We start from the raw sequence: 18,813 nt of genomic DNA on the forward strand, positions 1-18,813 counted from the left end.
GAGAACCGTGACCACCCATGAGAAATTAATTGCCCTGCTCGACCAGCACCAGGCACGCTATCGCCTGATGGAGCATGAGGCGACCGGTAAATGTGAAGCGGTCGCGGCGATACGCGGCACCGAAATCGGCCAGGGTGCTAAAGCGCTGGTCTGTCATGTGAAAGGCAACGGCGTTAAACAGCATGTACTGGCGGTTTTACCTGCCGATCATCAGGCCGATCTGGGCAAAGTCGCGGCAGCAGTCGGGGGAAGACGCGCCTCACTCTCCAGTCCGGCGGAAACCGATCTGCTGACCGGCTGCGTATTCGGGGCGATACCACCGTTCAGCTTTCATCCCGACCTCAAACTGGTTGTTGACCCCGCGCTGTTTGAACGTTATCCGGAGATCGCGTTTAACGCTGGTCTGCTGGAACGTTCAGTGATCCTGAATACCGAAGATTATCGCGCGTTATGCGCGGCTGACGTGGTGAAGATTACGCAGTAATTGCCATCCCGGCAGCCCGGCGATACTCTGCATAATCACTCATCACGACAGAATAAGAGCAAAATCATGAACATTTTCACTCAACGCCTGCGTCAGACGCTGGCTGTGGCGGTTATGGCAGGCTGCGCTTTTGGCGCGCAGGCGAAGATCGAACAGGTGCGTTTCGCGGTCGATCCGACCTATCCGCCATTCGAATCGAAAACGCCACAGGGCAAGCTGGTCGGCTTTGATATTGATCTGGGCAATGCGCTTTGTACCCAGATGCAGGCAAAATGTGTCTGGGTTGAAAGCCAGTTTGACGGCATGATCCCGGCCCTTAAAGCACGTAAATTTGATGCCATTCTGTCCGACATGGGCATTACCGAAGAGCGCCTGAAGCAGATTGATTTCACCGCGCCGCTCTATGACACCCACACCCAGCTGATTGCCCGTAAAGGTGCTGGCATACTGCCCACCGTTGAATCCCTGAAAGGAAAAACGGTCGGCGTAGAACAGGGAACGGTTCAGGAGCGCTATGCGCTGGCGAAATGGCAGCCTCACGGTGTGACCGTAGTGCCTTATGGCGATCAGGCACAGGTTGAAAGCGATCTGGTTTCAGGCCGACTGGATGCGGTATTCACTGATGCGGCACAGGCTGCCATCGGCTTCCTGAAGCATCCGCAGGGCAAAGATTTTGAACTGGCTGGCCCGATTATACAGGATCCGATCATCGGCCCCGGCACGGCGATTGGCCTGCGTAAAGGCGATACCGAGCTGAAAACCGCACTGGATAACGCCTTCGTCGAAATCAAAAAGAATGGCACCTTTGACCAGATTCAGAAGCGCTACTTTGCCACGGATATCTCTATCCAGCCTTAACCTCGCGGTCGCCCTTTTTCATCCTCACCGCGATCCGGCACTATACTCTAACTATTTCGGGACGGCGCGCTGTCGTCCTTTGCCGATTAAAGGACATTAACACGGTATGCATCAACAACATCATCCACTGTTAAGCGCCTCTTTAGGCACCCAGCGTGAAATCATCAGTTTCCATTTCGCGGAAGACAACGAGCGTCAGGTCTACATTCAGGCTGCGCTGCATGGCGACGAACTGCCCGGTATGGCAGTAGCGTGGTTTTTAAAGCAGCGACTACAGGCGCTGGAGTCCGCCGGTCAACTTAAAGCCGCCTTTACCCTGGTGCCGGTTGCCAATCCCCTGGCGCTGGGACAGCACTGGCATGGCACCCATCTTGGCCGATTCCATACACTCTCTGGCCAGGACTTCAACCGCCGTTTCCCGTCACTGGGCGCAACCCTGGCGGCCGGGCTGGCTGAGAGTCTGACCCAGAGTGAAACACAGAATAAGAGCCTGATCCGCGAGGCGATTGATCGTCACTATCGCGATACCGTGCCAAAAACCGAACTGGATGCGCAACGCCACACGCTGATGCGCATGGCCAGTCAGGCCGATCTGATGATTGATCTGCACTGTGACTGGGAAGCCGTGCCACATCTCTACACCACGCCGCACGCCTGGCCGGACATTGAGCCGCTGGCGCGCTGGTTAGGCAGCGAGGTGCAGCTGCTGGCGCAGATCTCTGGCGGTGAGCCGTTTGATGAAGCCTGTTGCGAACCCTGGCTGACGCTGGCGGAACGGTTTGGCAAAGATTATCCGATGCCACGCGGATTGCTGCCGGTGACGCTGGAGCTACGCGGTGTACGTGATGTATCGCCTGAACAGGCGGAGAAAGACGCGGAGGCGATTATCTCAGCGCTACAGGAAGGCGGTTATATCGGCTACAGCGAGCCTGCGATTTCCGTGGAAGTCGCGGCGCCCGTGATCGGTGGCGACGAACTGGTTCCGGCGAGCGGTGGCGGTGATGATGTGGTGGCGATCAATGACGGGCCGATTGGTTTAAACGTGCCAGATATCGCTGAAGCACCTGGAGAGGCTGGCGTCATCAAAGAGCGTCACAGCGAAGGATCGGCAGCGGCCTCCCCTGCCCTGAAAAATCCACCTACGCCGTTAGCGGGCTGTGAATATATTCATTCGCCGGTATCCGGACTGATCCTGCATCGTAAACCGCTGGGCGCAAAGATTCGGCCGGGAGAAGTGGTGGCGGAGGTTGTTGATCCGATAACCGACCAGATTACGCCGCTGGTGACGGAACATGGCGGTATTCTCTATGCGAGACACTGGGCTAAGTTTGCGACGGCAGGCATGCTGGTGGTGAGGCTGGCAGGTGAGCGAGAGATTCGGAGCGGGGATTTGCTGGTAGGATAAAAAAAGGGCTTCCCGAGGGAAGCCCTTTTTAGTGATTAATCTAACCACTCGGTATGGAACACACCGTCTTTATCAATGCGCTTGTAGGTATGCGCACCGAAGTAGTCGCGCTGCGCCTGAATCAGGTTAGCAGGCAGCACTTCTGAACGGTAACTGTCGTAGTAAGCGATCGCCGCAGAGAAGGTTGGCGTTGGGATACCGTTCTGAATCGCGTAGGAAACCACATCACGCAGCGCCTGCTGATACTGATCCGCGATATCTTTGAAGTACGGTGCCAGCAACAGGTTTGCGATGCCTGCATCTTCTGCGTAAGCATCAGTGATCTTCTGCAGGAACTGGGCACGGATGATGCAGCCGGCGCGGAAAATCTTCGCGATTTCACCGTAGTGCAGATCCCAGTTGTTCTCTTCAGACGCGGCACGCAGCTGTGAGAAGCCCTGAGCATAAGAGACGATTTTACCCAGATACAGAGCGCGACGAACTTTCTCGATGAATTCCGCTTTGTCACCGGTGAAGGCCTTCGCCTGTGGACCGCTCAGTACTTTAGAAGCTGCCACACGCTGGGTTTTCAGCGAGGAGAGGTAACGAGCGAATACAGATTCAGTGATCAGTGACAGAGGTTCGCCGAGATCCAGTGAACTCTGGCTGGTCCATTTACCGGTACCTTTGTTCGCTGCTTCATCCAGAATCACATCAACCAGGTATTTACCTTCTTCGTCTTTCTTGGTGAAGATATCTTTGGTGATGTCGATCAGGTAGCTGCTCAGTTCGCCGTTGTTCCACTCAGTGAAGGTCTCAGCCAGCTCTTCGTTGTTCAGACCCAGCGCGCCTTTCAGCAGAGCATAGGCTTCAGCGATTAGCTGCATGTCGCCATACTCGATGCCGTTGTGAACCATCTTCACGTAGTGGCCCGCGCCGTCCGGACCGATGTAAGCCACACAGGCTTCACCATCTTCTGCACGTGCAGCAATTTTATCCAGAATCGGTGCAACCAGTTCGTAGGCTTCTTTCTGACCGCCAGGCATGATAGATGGGCCTTTCAGTGCGCCCTCTTCACCACCGGAGACACCGGTACCGATGAAGTTGAAGCCCTGGTCAGAAAGCTCTTTGTTACGACGGATAGTATCTTTATAGAAGGTGTTACCGCCATCGATCAGGATGTCGCCTTTATCCAGGTGTGGAGTCAGGGAGGCGATAGTCTTATCGGTCGCTTCACCCGCCTGAACCATCAGCAGGATACGACGAGGTTTTTCCAGCGATTCGACAAACTCTTCAACGGTGTAAAAAGGAGCAAGTTTCTTGCCCTGGTTCTCGGCGATGACTTCATCAGTCTTTTCGCGTGAACGGTTAAAGATAGAAACAGTGTAACCGCGGCTCTCAATGTTAAGAGCCAAATTGCGGCCCATTACTGCCATACCTACAACGCCGATCTGTTGCTTGGACATTACATACTCCTGTCTGTGGTCACTTCACAAACACACAGGTTTGTGAACAAAAGTGGCAAACATGTTAACCCAGGTAAGCATCAAGCAGTTAGAGAATGATGCTATTAAGTATCACTAATAATTACAGGGACATGGATGCATGCCAACTGACAAACTAATACAAATAAGCATTGAGTTTTACAATGTGGCCTTTATTGTTCCAGTCGATAATATCGACACCCTTCAGCAATTTATCATCAAGCTTGAGTTCAAACTCAATGACTGATCTATTTTGCTCGGCCAGAACAGACAAAGCTTTGAACTCTAGCAGTTTAGTTTCACTAAAGAGTTGGACTAACATACTACGAATATTCTCCTGTCCAATTTTATGATTACCGGGATCAATAAGCGTAGCATTGCGGTCAAACATGTCTACAACATCATGTAATGACTTAGCATTGAATGCAGCAATATATTTCTCAGTCAGTTTTTTCACCGGCGGCAAAGGATTAACATGAGACATTTCAAATGCTTTAACTGCATGTGCATCATAGAAATTATGATAAACCGAATCAGCAAGAGGGCGCATTACAATCTTTTTGCCCTTAAGTACCATTTCATTTAAAGATGAAGAGAGATAAAAATTATTATCAATGGAATTATCTTTACGGATAAGTTCTTTAGCCGCTTCGATAAAATCTGAGCCTTTTTTGAAGTAATAAAGGCCAGCAATCGCATTACGACTTATCGCATTTTTTTCAGCAGTCTGAACAACAAATCCTTCATCGTTGGCTTTAGCAAAAGACCACTTAGGATGTACTGATTCAAAAGTAAGCACACCCGCATCAGCTTCAAGACTGCGGAAGTAATCCAGAACCTGTTGCAGGTCATCGTTAATGTAGTGATCGGCTGAGGAAATAATCAGTTCTTCGTCAAGGTTGATTTCATCAATCGCCATCATGCTGCTGCAAACCGCACCTTTGGTCATCCCCTGCAAAGGAATGATCACCGCGCTAGGCGAAATCAGTTCAATGATGTTGCCAAGAGCAAGCTTAGTTAGTTTATCAGCAGGAACGATGAAAAGACTTTTATGCTCTTCAGTCAGGGTGGCGAAAATATCCTGAGAATATTCAAGTAAGGTACGATTATTAATTTCAGTCAGAATCTTAGGGTAAATGAAGTCAGCACTCGTTTCGTAAAGACTGGCGCCACTCATTGGGATTATAATATTCAGCATGCCATTAACCCTCGTTCTCAACTAAGGAGATAAACCGTTTTATATTTGCATAATTAACATCATAAACGGTTTCAACTTCTAATACATGTGCACCGCTTGCTTTAGCTGCCTTGATTCCATTTTCATTATCTTCAACAATGACACAGTCAGCAGGCTTTAAACCCAGCATAGAGATGGCTTTATTATACATTTCAGGATCAGGTTTACCTTTAACAACATCCTGATTTGAAACGTAAAATTCAAGATATTGAGAAAGATGTGCTCGTTCCATCATAACTTCAATCGAGTTCTTGATTGAATTTGAAGCAACAGCCATTTTGTAGCCATCTTTTTTTAGCATAGAAAGCGCATATTCGTGATGGAACATTGGCTTACATTTGTTATTAACGATTTCCATTGTGTATTGCTGTTTCATTTCATTAATGAAACCATGGAGATTGGTTGATAAACCCTTATCTTTGCTCAACATGATAAGCTTATCTTTAGTAGGCAAGCCATCGTAAGTCGTCAAATGCTCTTGTCTTGAAATCGTCAGCCCAAACAGGTCCAGTGCCGCATTCAATGCCTCGTAGTGCCAATCTTTGGCATCAATAAGAACACCGTCCATATCGAAAATAACAGCTTTAATATTAGTAGCCATTAAAAAACTCCATGCATTCTTCAGGGTAATCGGTGCAAATGATTAAATCAGATGAGGACAATAAATCATCACTAAATTTCTTGTATTTCGCCCAGCTTTCGAGATGATTTCTTTTATGCAGTTCGGGAGAAACAATGCAGACTTTCTTACCATCAGAAAGGATTTTTTTTACTAAATCCTCATCTACCAGATCTTTTGCAAAGCCGTCTAGCCAGACACCCTCTGCATTATCATAAAGTGCGTTGAGACTCTCAAACTCGCTATACCTGACAAAGGCTTTCAAACCAGATTTGAAATAACCCAGTGAATCTGGCAGAGCCATATCAAAAAAGAAGTAGTTACTGATTTGCATTGATTCAAGCGTCTGTTTAACTTTCTCTTGTAAGCCATCAGCTTTAACATTTAACGCCAGCGGCGGAGCAGATTTAGTATGCGTCTTGTATAACTCAAGCATCTGTTGAAAGGTTAAGCAGGATGCTTCAGGAATATCATGACTAATTACGATTTCACCCATGTAGTCACGCAAGTCAGTTTCAGTACCAAGATCAAGCTGAAACGACCTGATGAAAGCTGATTCAGTGTTTTTTTCCTGTAAAGATTTCCAGTAGCCTCGATGTGAGATAACTATCATTTTTAACCTTCTTTACTTAATTAACTGGTTGTATATTTCTACAGCTTCACTGGTATCGCCTTGATAAATGAGCTGGCCTTTTTCCATAACAAGGCAGGCATCACAAATGCTTTCAACCTGATTAACATTATGGCTTACAAAGAAAATTGTTTTACCACTCTCTTTGACTTGATTTATCTTATTAAGACATTTCGCCTGGAAATTCGCATCGCCAACGGCCAATGCTTCGTCAATTACCAGTATTTCTGAATCCAGATGTACGCCTATTGAGAAGGCAAGTCTGACATACATACCGGATGAATAATACTTCACCGGTTCGTAAATAAAATCTCTGACTTCAGCAAACTCAATGATACTTTCAATTTTAGTTTCAATTTCTTTGCGGCTCATGCCAAGGATTGAACCGCTTAAAAATATATTCTCGTACCCTGACAGCTCATGATGAAACCCTGCACCAACTTCAAGAAGGCAAGAAATTGATCCATCGACCGTTATTTTCCCAGAGCTTGGTGCAATAATTCTTGTCAGGAGTTTAAGAAGAGTAGACTTCCCTGCACCATTTCTTCCCAGCACACCGACTGCCTGTCCTGGTGTAATAGAAAATGAAACATCGTCTACAGCACGATATATTTTTCCCGGTTGAGTTCGTTTCTTCTGAAACGAAAATAGCTCTTTTAAAGTACTATGTTGGTAATTACCAACACTAAATTCGCGTGTAACAGATTCAAAGGTAATCATTCGTAATCCGCAATTAATCTATCATTTTTGATAAAGTAGTACACACCAAAGATGACTAAAACAATGGCAGTAATAAAACTGTATAATAAGGTTGTGACATCAATGCTATTACCACCCAGCAAAGCCCAGCGAGAAAGAGCCACAATACCGGTCATAGGATTAAAAGAATAATATTGATGAAATTCCTTTGGCACTATTGTAAGAGTATAGACTACAGGAGAAGCAAAGAATAATGCCTGAGTAGCCAAAGGTAGTACATGACGTAGGTCACGGAATCGTAGTTTTAAAATTGCCATAAAACAACCAACGCCACAGCCAAGCATGAGTGTGATAACTACGCATGGAATTAAAAAGAAGATGCGGGAAAAATCGAAATGCACCCCATAAAAAATAGCTAAAGGAATAAATACAACGAAAGCAATCACGAAATCGATAAAAGCAACAAAGACGCTTGCTATACAAAGTGAAATTCTTGGAAAATACACCTTAGTTAAAAGATGCATATTGTTTATTATTGCATCACTTGCAGCCATCATACTTGTCGCAAATAAATTCCAGAAAAGAATTCCAGAAATCAAAACAGCCGCATAAGGAGCATTATATTCTGGTGTTGGTACTTTTACCAAAAGTCCGAACACAAAGAGATACAAAAGAATATTCACACCGGGATTAATAATTGCCCATAAAATCCCTAAACTAGTTTGTTTATAGCGAACATTGAAATCTCGTCTAATAAACTCTTTGATTAGGTTTTTTGAGTCTAATACTTCCGCTAAAGTCGTCCTGCTTTGCGGAGTAGATACAAAACCTTTCATTAACTTCCTCTCTTGACAAATAAACGATAAGCAACTTTACGAACATACGGTAGTTTAAGCAGCTGAGTTCTGAAAAAGAAATAAATCTTCATGACCGTTATTTGCAGCGCTCTAACATACCATATTAATGGACGTGAGCATTTTTCTTTGCTTATGTACTTTGAATAAAGATCTATCCAATCAAAAGATTGATAAAGGCTAGACCAGCCTTTATTGAAATAGACTTCTTTATGTTTACGCCAAACGAATCCCAGGCTAGCTGAGTCCAATGGCAAGAAGTTATTTATATAAAACCGCTCAGAACGCTCAACTTCACCCTTACCCCTTGAAAAATTGCCTGAGAATGTGAAGTTTTTAATTGAACGTTCTAAATTTTTGACCCATACGTACTGTTCTGGTACGAACTTCATATAGCATGCGTTCATCATACTTTTACAATGCTGAAAGATATTCTCATCCGCCAGGGGAATATCAAAAAAACGTTCAACATCTTTCGTTAAACCTGCTACTAAAATATCGCCAGGATGATACAAGAACGGTAGCTGGCTATAAGGGTTTCGGGCAAACAAATTACAATTAATTAAGTGACGACTAAAAACCGAATAATCATTCTGACGAATAACAGAATCTATATTAAGAAATTTATTATTCAAAAAGTAATCGTTGAGATACAAGAGGATGTTATCATTGTATAAATACGAATCTGTCCTTATTTTTACCGAGTACTTTTTGGAAGAATGTCGAAGACCGCTAAGGCTTGATACAAGCATTCTGTTTACATTACTTACGACGTTCACACCATCAACATTTTTAGATATTGACCCGACATCTTCATTAAATATGAATTTAATGCCTGGATACGTGCTTCTCAGATTGTCTTCAATGACACCATCTGTCTTCCATGTTGATACGATGATCTCAGATTCTGGAAAACTTTTTAAAGTCAGATTTAGATTAAAAAGAAAGTCACTATCTAATTCACGTGAGGAATTTAAAATCCCCCCCTGAATGATGATGGAAATTTCACTCTGTGAGATCAGGTTATCAGGATGCATTGTCCACGTTACTTTGATTTCATGTCTTGATTTACTGTAGGGTTAATTCATACCATTCAATGTATTTTTTTAAACCATCTTCAAGACTTGTTTGAGGTGACCAGTTAAACTCTCGTTTAGCACGTGTAATATCCAGGGATATAGAATTAACAACTGATACAGCGCTTTTCACTTTAACAGTATCAACAACAATACCATGCCGATTGAAGTTATCGATAATATCAAGAATAGAATATTTCGAATCTGAACCGACATTGAAGATTCTCACATCGCCTTTATAGACTGCGGACTTTATAAAGCAGTCATGAAGATCATCGATATAAATATAATCACGTGAGGCTGAACCATCGCCATAAATTTTGACTGGAGTCTTCTTTTTATAAGAATCCATGATTGCGGGAATAAGCCCCTGCCCACCTTTGAATACCTGTCCAGGTCCGTAGGGGTTCGCAATTCGTAATACCCGATAATTCAACCCATAGTTACAATGATAAACCTGAAGATAAGATTCCTGAGCTAGTTTATTTGCCGCATAAATAGTTTTCGGCGAAAGAGCATGATCCTCACGACATTTTTCTCCACCGGTGTCTCCATAAATAGTTCCACCGGATGAAGCAAAAATAAAAGTAACCTTACTCGCTATGGATTTTATATCTTCAAGAAAACGGATAAAAGGCAGGAGATTAGTATTCACGCTTTCAATAGCACGACTCTGCGATTCTGCTGGAGAGATGCTATTGGCCAGATAATAGACAACAGGATCATTATCCTGAGCAATTTTGCTAACAAAATCATCGTGCTGACACAGCGTAGCATCAATAAAGTCATGAGTAATACTCTCTACCTCATTGTTACGACTATAAAGAAACACTCGCTTAGTAAAACCAGTTCTGCCCAAATAATTCAACAGAGACTGGCCAATATAACCGCGCCAGCCAACGATATATAGATTACTTGATAGCATAATAAAATTTTCGACCTATTGTTACGAGGGTATGATGAAAAATAGGCGGAATGAACTTTAAAGAAATATCGAACACTTTACGCCCAACTCTTAGCAGGAAATTACGATAGCTAAAGAAGAGTGGATTGAAGTGATACATTCCTGTTTTGAAATAAATTTTTGAGAGCCTTATAAAAACACTCTCTTTTGTTTTGGAGGGAACGGCATTAAGATCACTTGCTTTGAAATTATAAGCATCTTCTTCTGGACCGTCTCTGAAAGGAGCCATTTTAAAAGTATAAGGCAGGACAGGAATCCATCCTTTTAAAAATTTCTTCCATTTCAGAGAAACATCCCAACTATTAATAACGAAAACGTGGGTTTTAAGCTTTTCAAGACTGTCTTCAGCAGACTCTTTTATAACACCCCCTCTCTTTTTTACAAAATTTGTAAAAAGGCGAGACTCCGGCCAGTAGTTATAAAAATCTTTCACATGGTTGTTTTTAACTAATTCTCTTATCAGAAGAATGTTATCCATATGTGTTTCTCTAAAGAAGTCCACAGGGTAGTAATCTCTTAATACCTTGTAGTCACCTGCAAGTAACATATCTGATGGATGATACCAGCGGTCTGCGCGGGTGTAACAGTTAGTCGTAATCAACTTACCATTAACATCCGATGAAAAGGTCTTTACCATTCTCATCAAAGAAGAAAAGTTAACTGTCTGGTCCATCCTGACTTTGATGACAAAAGAGTCTTTGTCAATAACATCTAATGCCGCATTAACCAGGTTTATCTGACGATTTATATTAAAAAAACCAGGGTTAAAAACATCATCACAGCCCAAGACCTTAATGTTATCCCGAATATTCAGATTTTTATTATTTAGAAGGTTTTGAACTTTCTCTGCATCTTTTTTATATGTCGATATGAAAACTTTCACATCGCTCAATTGTTTTTGAAGTGCATTTAAGTTTTTTTCTAAAAAATCCTCTTCAAGAGGACCATGAATAATCACAGAAATTTTATTAACCATTATATTTATATCTCAACAGGTCAAGTTCATACATTAAGTCAATGCCAATACCCTTTTCAACTCTGGATGAGTCTTCCCTGAAGAAAACGACATCTTTGCAAGAGAAAAGTATTTCTGCAATCAGTCTGGACGTTTTGACATGCTTACTGATAGAGATATCAGCGACATTGATGGTCATTTGTGAGAAAGCTTTTCTGGATTTATTGATATCCAGAACGGTCCCATAAGGATGATGATAAGAAAAAGCAGAAATAATATTCTTTTCTGGGAAATAATTCTTTTCTACGATCGCATCGTCAAAATTGTCAGAAGGCAGAATAATCATATATTCTGCTGCATTCATCAATTGATAAGCCTCATTACTATCAATATGAATCCTCTTATCACCCAACAACAGATATTCAAGACGTGCATCATCTCTCATAGTAACGAAAAGACATTTTTCACGAAGAGGACGGACAAGAGTAGATTTCATTTCAATACTTTCGTACTGATTCACTCTGTTGACAATAGCACTCTCAAAGCTGACCAGCGTTTTGAGTGATTCACGCTGAACTTTTCTGATCTCTTCTTTTTCGTCACGACTCATACTGCTAAACCCCGTCAACACCTTCTTGATAGAATCAACGGAGTTTTTCTCGAAACAGAGTTTTTCGGCTGCGGATCCGCTCATATCAGCTATCCCGCTGGTTTTACTGCCAGCTACAATCAGGCCATAGTTGATGGCTTCTAACGCAGTATTAGGGAAGTTCTCATAAGGCGATGGAATGACGAACAGATCATAGTTTTTATATTGCTTTTGTAATTCCTTATAGGGAATAAAGTCATAAAAACTAAATTTACTTTTTAGTTCCAATGGAATAAGGCCATAGCATGTATCCATATAATCACGGCGATCATAAAAATCATCTCCGCTGTTTCCGATTAATGTTACATGCAGATCAAGACCTTCGACCATTAATTCGCAGGCAGCCAGTATCAGCAGTTCCTGTTTTTTCCTGAGCTCAAATCGACCCAGCGAAAGAATCTCAATAGTTCCGCTATTATCTCTGACTGGCGGGATAGCTTGTTCAGCAAGCGGATAATAAGATGGACAGGTATGAACTTTAGTATCGTGTAAAGTACTGAGGTAATTTGCAAGAAAGTTGGAAGTCGAGAAATTAGCATCGCTCAGAATTGATTGTGCTCTCTCATACTGATACATCTCGATCATCCACGGCGGAGCACACTCCATAAAATCAAGTGCTGTTCCCCACTCCCACACCTCACGGATGCCCGTATGATTGTTAGTGATAAAACGACAGGAATAATCCAGCCCCTCGAGCGCACGCTTTGCAAGCGTATAACTCGCAAGACCGATAAAGTCGGTAACTTCAACAAAGTCTGGTTTTATTTGCGACAGTACTTCGTCAATAGCTTTTGAATTTTTGAAAATGCTGTAGTTATCTTTTATTTTCCAGCATGTTATTTCTGGATCATCCAGATCGCTGCCGTGCAAAAAAATCGTATGGACTTCATATCCTAACTTACTAAATCCTTTTGCTGTATGTTCTATATAGGTGGCAATACCACCTTGTCCTTTATAATAGCCGCACTCATGACCAATGAGGCATATTTTTTTCTTGGCATTTGTCATACTTAAAAGTCCAGTGCCTTCTTTGCAACGTCGAGTGATAAAAATAATTTCAAATCAGAAGGGATGCCTAAACCATACATTCCGTTGGCTTCAGCACCAATGTTATAAACACCAATGTTTGCGTTATCATCGCGGTACATCAATGTATAAACAGGGGCCACATAGAACTCGCCATTGGTGCGTTCGTCAAGATCAATCATTTTTTGAGCGTTGCGACAAAAATCAGCTCCATGTTTGAAATTATAGATACCTACAGTTGCTTCTTCCGATACAACTTCTTTTTCTACAACACGAATAACTTTTCCATCTTCATTTAATTCAGCATATGACCATTTGGGATCATTTGCAGACATAGTCATTATTAAGCCTGAAAGTTTTTCATGATCCATATAATTTAAATAATCGTTTATATCAATATCAATCCACTGATCAGAATTTGCTATCATTAATGGCTGATCGTTATCTATTAAATGCTGTGCGCACAAGACAGTGCAAGCGGCGCCATCTGTGACGCCATTAATACCAACAATTTCGCACCCTGGCGCCCATTCATTGAGCTTTGTTGATAAATTATATTTTTCAATATGTTCTTGCTGGCAAATAAAGATAAACTTATGCGGCTGATTAGGTTTTAAATTATTTATTACAACTTCAATCATGCGTTTATCATTAATTGGAATTAAAGGTTTTGGATCAGTGTAACCTTCTTTCGCGAACCGACTGCCTCGACCTGCCATAGGGACAACGATATTTAACATTTTACTCTGCCTTAAGATATTTATCATTTAATGCGCCGGGAACTTTTACCACTGTTGTTACAGTGTCTTCGATTGCTTCAAAATCTGTGTACTCACCGGGAGAGATTTTGACTACCTCTCCTGCGTTGATGAGTTTACCGTTCATTAATGCTTTACCACTGACGATTACAGTGATTTCTGTAGCGATTTTGTGGCAATGGCTGGCCTCTTTATCACCTGCTTTGAAGTGCTGTACAGCGACTTCCACATCGGTTGTTTTATAAAGAGTAGGCTCAAAACCGCCAACAAACCAACCACGCACGAACTGGTCTACCTTGTTAATTTCCATAAGATTAACCCTAAAAATACCTATCCACATAGCAGTTATTTCTTAACGAGGATAAGTCGAGTACACAGGAAAATATGATGAAAATGACCACGCTACCGCCCTTAGCTGTAGCGACTAAAATGCTCATTAACTCTTCATCAATGTAGATCAAAAAACTTAAGTTTCTGATATGTTTACTTTTTCCAACTTTTCCCGGTGAAAAAAAGACGATCCAGGCGCTGTCAGTCCTTGGAAAAAACCTCTCAATTCTAACACGGTAGCACCTTTCTTCGAAATATGGCGGAGGGATTGTGAAGTGATCTTCTGCATAAATAATTGATGAATGGTATAGATCTCTTAATTAAATAAGCCAAGTTATTATATGCAAACTACTAATAACTAATGCAGCAGTCACCTTGATAACAATGACTGAATTTAGCCATGACGTGGTGTGCTGAACTGGTCAAGGCTGGATTAACTCGTCATAATGATGAGTTATTGACATCAGTTTCGTACGGCATGAGATAATCCAGCCGTGCAAGAAAAATGCTAATCTTCGGGAAAAGTATGAAAATTTTAGTTACTGGCGGTGCGGGTTTTATCGGGTCAGCTGTAGTGAGACTTCTCGTTACTGACCAGGATAATGAAGTATTGGTTGTCGATGCTTTAACTTACGCGGGTAATCTTGACTCACTAAAAACGATTGAAAATTCACCCGGATTTTCTTTTGTTGAAGCTGACATCTGCGATTATGATGCAATGAAATCAGTTATCAACTCTTTCAAACCTAATGCAATCATGCACTTAGCAGCTGAAAGTCATGTTGATCGCTCTATTGATGGACCCGGAGCTTTTATCCAGACAAACATCATTGGCACCTATAATCTGCTGGAAGCTTCACGCCTGTTTTATAGCCAGTTGAGTGATACCGATAAAGCGGGCTTTCGTTTTCACCACATCTCAACTGATGAAGTGTACGGTGATTTGCACAACACTTCTGATTTGTTCACAGAGACTACGCCCTACTCGCCAAGCAGCCCCTATTCTGCGTCAAAAGCGAGCAGCGACCATCTTGTACGAGCATGGCATCGGACCTATAACCTGCCCGTTCTGGTGACAAATTGCTCTAATAATTATGGTCCTTATCATTTCCCAGAAAAATTGATACCACTGACCATTCTTAATGCTCTCCATGGTAAACCTCTACCGGTCTACGGCAATGGGAGCCAGATTCGTGACTGGTTATATGTTGAAGATCACGCCAGAGCACTTCAGGAAGTCGTTAAAAAAGGTGTGATTGGCCAGACTTACAATATTGGTGGTCACAATGAGCAGACGAACCTTACGGTTGTCCAGACTATCTGTGACATTCTTGATGAACTTTCTCCGTCAAACATACCCAACCTCAGCAGCTACCGAGAGCTGATTACTTTCGTCAAGGATCGGCCAGGGCATGACCTTCGTTACGCTATTGATGCTTCAAAGATTGAACGTGAATTAGGCTGGGTCCCACAGGAGTCTTTCGCAACCGGTTTGCGCAAGACTGTTGAGTGGTATCTGGAAAACGAATGGTGGTGGAAACGCGTTCAGGACGGTTCTTATCAGGGTCAGCGACTGGGTTTGGAAAATAATTTAGGTGAGGAATTATAATGAAAGGTATCGTTCTTGCCGGTGGTTCTGGCACTCGGTTATACCCAATCACGAAAGGTGTTTCTAAGCAGCTGCTGCCTGTATATGACAAACCTATGATTTACTATCCGGTTTCTGTGCTCATGCTGGCGGGGATAAGGGATATCCTGATCATTACAACACCTGATGATCATGCTTCCTTTGTCAGGCTGATGGGCGACGGTAGCCAGTTCGGTATTAACCTGAGTTATGCTATTCAGGCGAGTCCGGATGGCCTTGCTCAGGCTTTTATTATTGGTGAAAAATTCATCAACAATGAAAGTTGTGCGTTAGTCCTTGGAGATAATATCTTCTTTGGTCAAGGCTTTGCCCCGGTTCTGGCACGCACGTCTGCGAATACCGCCGGCGCTACAGTGTTCGGTTATCAGGTTAAAGATCCTGAGCGTTTTGGCGTTGTCGAGTTTGATGAAAACTTTAAGGCCTTATCGCTGGAAGAAAAGCCTTCCCAACCAAAATCCAACTGGGCTATTACAGGTTTATATTTTTACGATAACAATGTCACAGATTATGCGCGTACATTAAAACCATCTCACCGTGGTGAGCTTGAAATCACCGATCTCAACCGTCTCTACTTAGAGCAGAATACGCTGAATGTAGAACTTTTAGGTCGTGGTTTTGCATGGCTTGATACTGGAACGCATGACAGTTTGATCGAAGCTTCTCAGTTCATTCATACGATTGAAAAAAGGCAGGGATTCAAAGTGGCCTGCCTTGAAGAAATCGCCTTCAAAAATGGCTGGCTTTCAAGTCAGGATGTTTATAACGAAGGTCAGAAATTGTCTAAGACAGAATACGGTCAGTACCTTATGGGATTGGTAAAATAATCTTCAGGCGGGGCTTCCCGCCATAATCCCTTGGAAGTGGTGATGAGTATGGTAAAAAAAGGCAAACTCAATATCGAAATTGAGTACCTGAGATTTTTTGCAATAGTTGCTGTTCTTCTTGAACATTTGCCCACCCTCTATATCTGGAGCAAGCATCAATTACTTCAAAATATCAACAAGTACGTTGAGTTCTGGCCTGGGGTAGATCTTTTCTTTGCTATTTCGGGCTACCTGATTGCAACGAATCTGCTCACTCATCGGGATAGTAAACAATCACCTTCACAAATTTTCAGGCACACTATTATTCCTTTTTTTGTTAAAAGAATATACAGGTTGCTTCCAGCGTCATGGTTCTGGATGTTTGTCGTCTTGTTTTTTTCAGCTTTTTATAATGTTACTAACGCATTTGGAGAATTCAGGCACAACGTTATTTATTGCATTACCATTATTACTTTTTCATTCAATATTTTTTCCGGCTATCTTCTTGAACTAGGTTATTTGCCAACTTACGGCCCCTACTGGTCTTTATCGCTAGAAGAGCAGTTTTATTTTGTAGCACCTTTCATCCTTCTTTTCATGAGAACGAGCTGGAAAGTGACCACGCTCTCGCTACTGGCTGTTTTCCTTCTCTACATTGTACAGCAAGGTGACTGGAGTCCTAACTTCCGCTATCACGGCCTTATTTTTGGTGTTCTCTTAGCCATGTTTAAGCTGTCGCTAGGTAGTAAAATTAAACCCGGTATATTAGAACGATGGTACCTCCGCTACCTGGTGAATATTTTTCTACTGTTTTCGCTTTTCGCCATCCCGGCCGCATTAAAAGGTTCTGTTTATCTCTTTGGTTCTTTAGCAATGATTTCAACATTGCTGGTCTATATAGCTTCATGGGACAGTGGCTTTTTTATGTCGCCCGGAAGTAAAGGGATCGTTTCTCGATCAATGAGCTGGATTGCATCCCGATCATACAGTATCTACCTGGCACATATGCCAGTGATTTATTTCGTTCAGGAATCAACAGTGCGCATTATGGTCCATTACGGTTTTGCTGCTGGAGATTCGTACATGAGATCACTGTGGATGACAATAGCTGCATTAGGCCTGATTTTTGTTTCATCTGAATTGAGCTATCGCTACCTGGAAGTGCCTTTACGAAATAAAGGCCGGAATGTAGCCCGTAAATATGAAGTCACGGCCGGATGATTCCCGAGCAGTGCAATCCGTTGCAGTAGCCCTAACGAATTTATGGCGTAAAAAAGGCGAACCTGAGTTCGCCTTTTTCTCAACTACCTGAACCCATCCGGGTTCTTGCTCTGCCAGTTCCACGTATCGCGCATCATCTCATCGATGCCGCGCGTCACGCGCCAGTCGAGCGTGGTGTTTGCCAGTGACGCATCGGCCCAGAACGCAGGCAGGTCGCCATCGCGACGTGGCTTGATCTCAAACGGGATCGCCTTGCCGGACGCCTTCTCAAACGCTTTGATCATCTCCAGCACCGAGAAGCCTTTGCCGCCGCCCAGGTTAAAGGCGGTGTAGCCCTCGACTTTGCTCAGATAATCCAGTGCTTTCAGATGCCCTTCCGCCAGGTCAACGACATGGATGTAGTCACGCAGACAGGTACCATCTGGCGTATCGTAATCACCGCCAAACACGCCCAGCTTCTCCAGACGGCCAATCGCAACCTGTGCAATGTACGGCAGCAGGTTGTTTGGGATGCCCGCCGGATCTTCACCGATTTCGCCTGACTCATGCGCGCCAACCGGATTGAAGTAACGCAGCGCAATCGCCTTGAACTTCGGCTCCGCTTTGGCGAAGTCGCGCATCACGAATTCGGTCATCAGCTTAGAGGTGCCGTATGGACTGGTGGTGCCGCCAATCGGGGTGGTCTCAACGTAAGGAACCGGGGCATCTGCGCCATAAACGGTTGCTGATGAGCTGAAGATAAAGTTCCAGACGCCGGCATCACGCATCTCTTCCAGCAGCACCACGGTGCCCGCGACGTTGTTCTCGTAGTACTCCAGCGGCATACGCGTAGATTCACCGACGGCTTTAAGCGCAGCAAAGTGGATCACGGCTGAAATGCTGTTGGATGCAAACAGGTCACGCAGACAGGCGCGATCACGGATATCGCCTTCAACGAAGGTCGCTTTTTTGCCTGCCAGTTTCTCAACGCGGTTAATCGCTTCGCGTGAGGCATTGCAGAGGTTATCCAGAACCACAACATCATCACCGCGCTGCAACAGCGCCAGTACCGTATGGGAGCCGATATATCCTGCTCCGCCCGTGACTAAAATTGCCATGTGAGCTCCTTTCAATCTGCCGCGCAGGACGCGGCA

19 protein-coding genes are annotated in these 18,813 nt (G+C 43.6%); 6 read left to right on the forward strand and 13 right to left on the reverse strand.

The annotated features are described in order from the left end of the window. Positions 1-7: 7 nt before the first annotated feature. The 3 genes from NR195_RS07455 to NR195_RS07465 all read left to right on the forward strand — a co-directional run bounded on the left by NR195_RS07455 (position 8) and on the right by NR195_RS07465 (position 2,747). Entirely contained in the window at positions 8-484 is a 477-nt protein-coding gene (locus NR195_RS07455; protein WP_256844365.1) for a YbaK/prolyl-tRNA synthetase associated domain-containing protein, read from the forward strand. Between the two features lie 66 nt (positions 485-550). Next, positions 551-1,342: an ABC transporter substrate-binding protein gene (locus NR195_RS07460; RefSeq protein WP_010248077.1), complete on the forward strand. Its 792-nt coding sequence runs from the start codon at positions 551-553 to the stop codon at positions 1,340-1,342. 106 nt (positions 1,343-1,448) lie between these two features. Further along, on the forward strand, positions 1,449-2,747 hold the full coding sequence (locus NR195_RS07465) for a succinylglutamate desuccinylase/aspartoacylase family protein (protein ID WP_256844366.1): 1,299 nt from the start codon (positions 1,449-1,451) through the stop codon (positions 2,745-2,747). Between the two features lie 35 nt (positions 2,748-2,782). On the opposite strand, the gene gndA is transcribed toward NR195_RS07465, so the two are convergent. From gndA to NR195_RS07525, 12 genes are all read right to left on the reverse strand, one after another. Further along, entirely contained in the window at positions 2,783-4,192 is a 1,410-nt protein-coding gene (gene gndA, locus NR195_RS07470; RefSeq protein ID WP_010248093.1) for an NADP-dependent phosphogluconate dehydrogenase, read from the reverse strand. Between the two features lie 154 nt (positions 4,193-4,346). Continuing rightward, complete coding sequence (locus NR195_RS07475; protein ID WP_033788289.1) at positions 4,347-5,408, reverse strand: nuclear transport factor 2 family protein; 1,062 nt, start codon at positions 5,406-5,408, stop codon at positions 4,347-4,349. Between the two features lie 4 nt (positions 5,409-5,412). Then, on the reverse strand, positions 5,413-6,048 hold the full coding sequence (locus tag NR195_RS07480; RefSeq protein ID WP_033758382.1) for an HAD family phosphatase: 636 nt from the start codon (positions 6,046-6,048) through the stop codon (positions 5,413-5,415). Then, the gene (locus NR195_RS07485; RefSeq protein WP_187510650.1) at positions 6,038-6,679 is read right to left on the reverse strand and encodes a hypothetical protein; all 642 of its coding nucleotides are present in this window, start codon (positions 6,677-6,679) and stop codon (positions 6,038-6,040) included. The genes NR195_RS07480 and NR195_RS07485 overlap by 11 nt, the downstream gene beginning before the upstream one ends. A 12-nt stretch (positions 6,680-6,691) precedes the next feature. After that, the gene (locus NR195_RS07490; RefSeq protein WP_187510649.1) at positions 6,692-7,417 is read right to left on the reverse strand and encodes an ABC transporter ATP-binding protein; all 726 of its coding nucleotides are present in this window, start codon (positions 7,415-7,417) and stop codon (positions 6,692-6,694) included. After that, positions 7,414-8,232, reverse strand: a complete 819-nt coding sequence (locus tag NR195_RS07495; protein ID WP_033788284.1) for an ABC transporter permease — start codon at positions 8,230-8,232, stop codon at positions 7,414-7,416. Before NR195_RS07495 ends, NR195_RS07490 begins: the two co-directional genes overlap by 4 nt. Continuing rightward, on the reverse strand, positions 8,232-9,287 hold the full coding sequence (locus tag NR195_RS07500; RefSeq protein ID WP_033758390.1) for a WavE lipopolysaccharide synthesis family protein: 1,056 nt from the start codon (positions 9,285-9,287) through the stop codon (positions 8,232-8,234). Before NR195_RS07500 ends, NR195_RS07495 begins: the two co-directional genes overlap by 1 nt. 31 nt (positions 9,288-9,318) lie before the next feature. Next, a complete protein-coding gene (locus NR195_RS07505; protein ID WP_256844367.1) occupies positions 9,319-10,251 on the reverse strand; it encodes an NAD-dependent epimerase/dehydratase family protein in 933 nt (310 codons plus the stop codon). Continuing rightward, entirely contained in the window at positions 10,238-11,266 is a 1,029-nt protein-coding gene (locus NR195_RS07510; protein ID WP_033758394.1) for a hypothetical protein, read from the reverse strand. The genes NR195_RS07505 and NR195_RS07510 overlap by 14 nt, the downstream gene beginning before the upstream one ends. Next, positions 11,259-12,902 (reverse strand): glycosyltransferase family 4 protein, encoded by a 1,644-nt coding sequence (locus tag NR195_RS07515; RefSeq protein WP_256844368.1) that lies wholly within the window; start codon positions 12,900-12,902, stop codon positions 11,259-11,261. Before NR195_RS07515 ends, NR195_RS07510 begins: the two co-directional genes overlap by 8 nt. A gap of 2 nt (positions 12,903-12,904) precedes the next feature. Then, entirely contained in the window at positions 12,905-13,660 is a 756-nt protein-coding gene (locus tag NR195_RS07520) for a glycosyltransferase family 2 protein (RefSeq protein ID WP_256844369.1), read from the reverse strand. Position 13,661: 1 nt separating this feature from the next. After that, positions 13,662-13,988 carry a hypothetical protein gene (locus NR195_RS07525; RefSeq protein WP_033758738.1) on the reverse strand — a complete coding sequence of 109 codons (327 nt, stop codon included), beginning with the start codon at positions 13,986-13,988 and terminating at the stop codon, positions 13,662-13,664. Positions 13,989-14,534: 546 nt separating this feature from the next. Between NR195_RS07525 and rfbB the strand changes: the two genes are divergently transcribed. From rfbB to NR195_RS07540, 3 genes are read left to right on the forward strand one after another with little or no spacing between them, the layout of a single operon-like run. Further along, complete coding sequence (gene rfbB / locus NR195_RS07530; RefSeq protein WP_256844370.1) at positions 14,535-15,617, forward strand: dTDP-glucose 4,6-dehydratase; 1,083 nt, start codon at positions 14,535-14,537, stop codon at positions 15,615-15,617. Further along, on the forward strand, positions 15,617-16,480 hold the full coding sequence (gene rfbA / locus NR195_RS07535) for a glucose-1-phosphate thymidylyltransferase RfbA (protein WP_033758398.1): 864 nt from the start codon (positions 15,617-15,619) through the stop codon (positions 16,478-16,480). Before rfbB ends, rfbA begins: the two co-directional genes overlap by 1 nt. Before the next feature lie 42 nt (positions 16,481-16,522). Then, the gene (locus tag NR195_RS07540) at positions 16,523-17,680 is read left to right on the forward strand and encodes an acyltransferase (protein WP_256844371.1); all 1,158 of its coding nucleotides are present in this window, start codon (positions 16,523-16,525) and stop codon (positions 17,678-17,680) included. A gap of 83 nt (positions 17,681-17,763) precedes the next feature. On the opposite strand, the gene galE is transcribed toward NR195_RS07540, so the two are convergent. After that, the gene (gene galE / locus NR195_RS07545; RefSeq protein WP_010670976.1) at positions 17,764-18,777 is read right to left on the reverse strand and encodes a UDP-glucose 4-epimerase GalE; all 1,014 of its coding nucleotides are present in this window, start codon (positions 18,775-18,777) and stop codon (positions 17,764-17,766) included. Between the last annotated feature and the right edge of the window lie 36 nt (positions 18,778-18,813).

This window comes from Pantoea sp. Ft-CA_14 (assembly GCF_024520875.1).
Lineage (GTDB): Bacteria > Pseudomonadota > Gammaproteobacteria > Enterobacterales > Enterobacteriaceae > Pantoea > Pantoea agglomerans.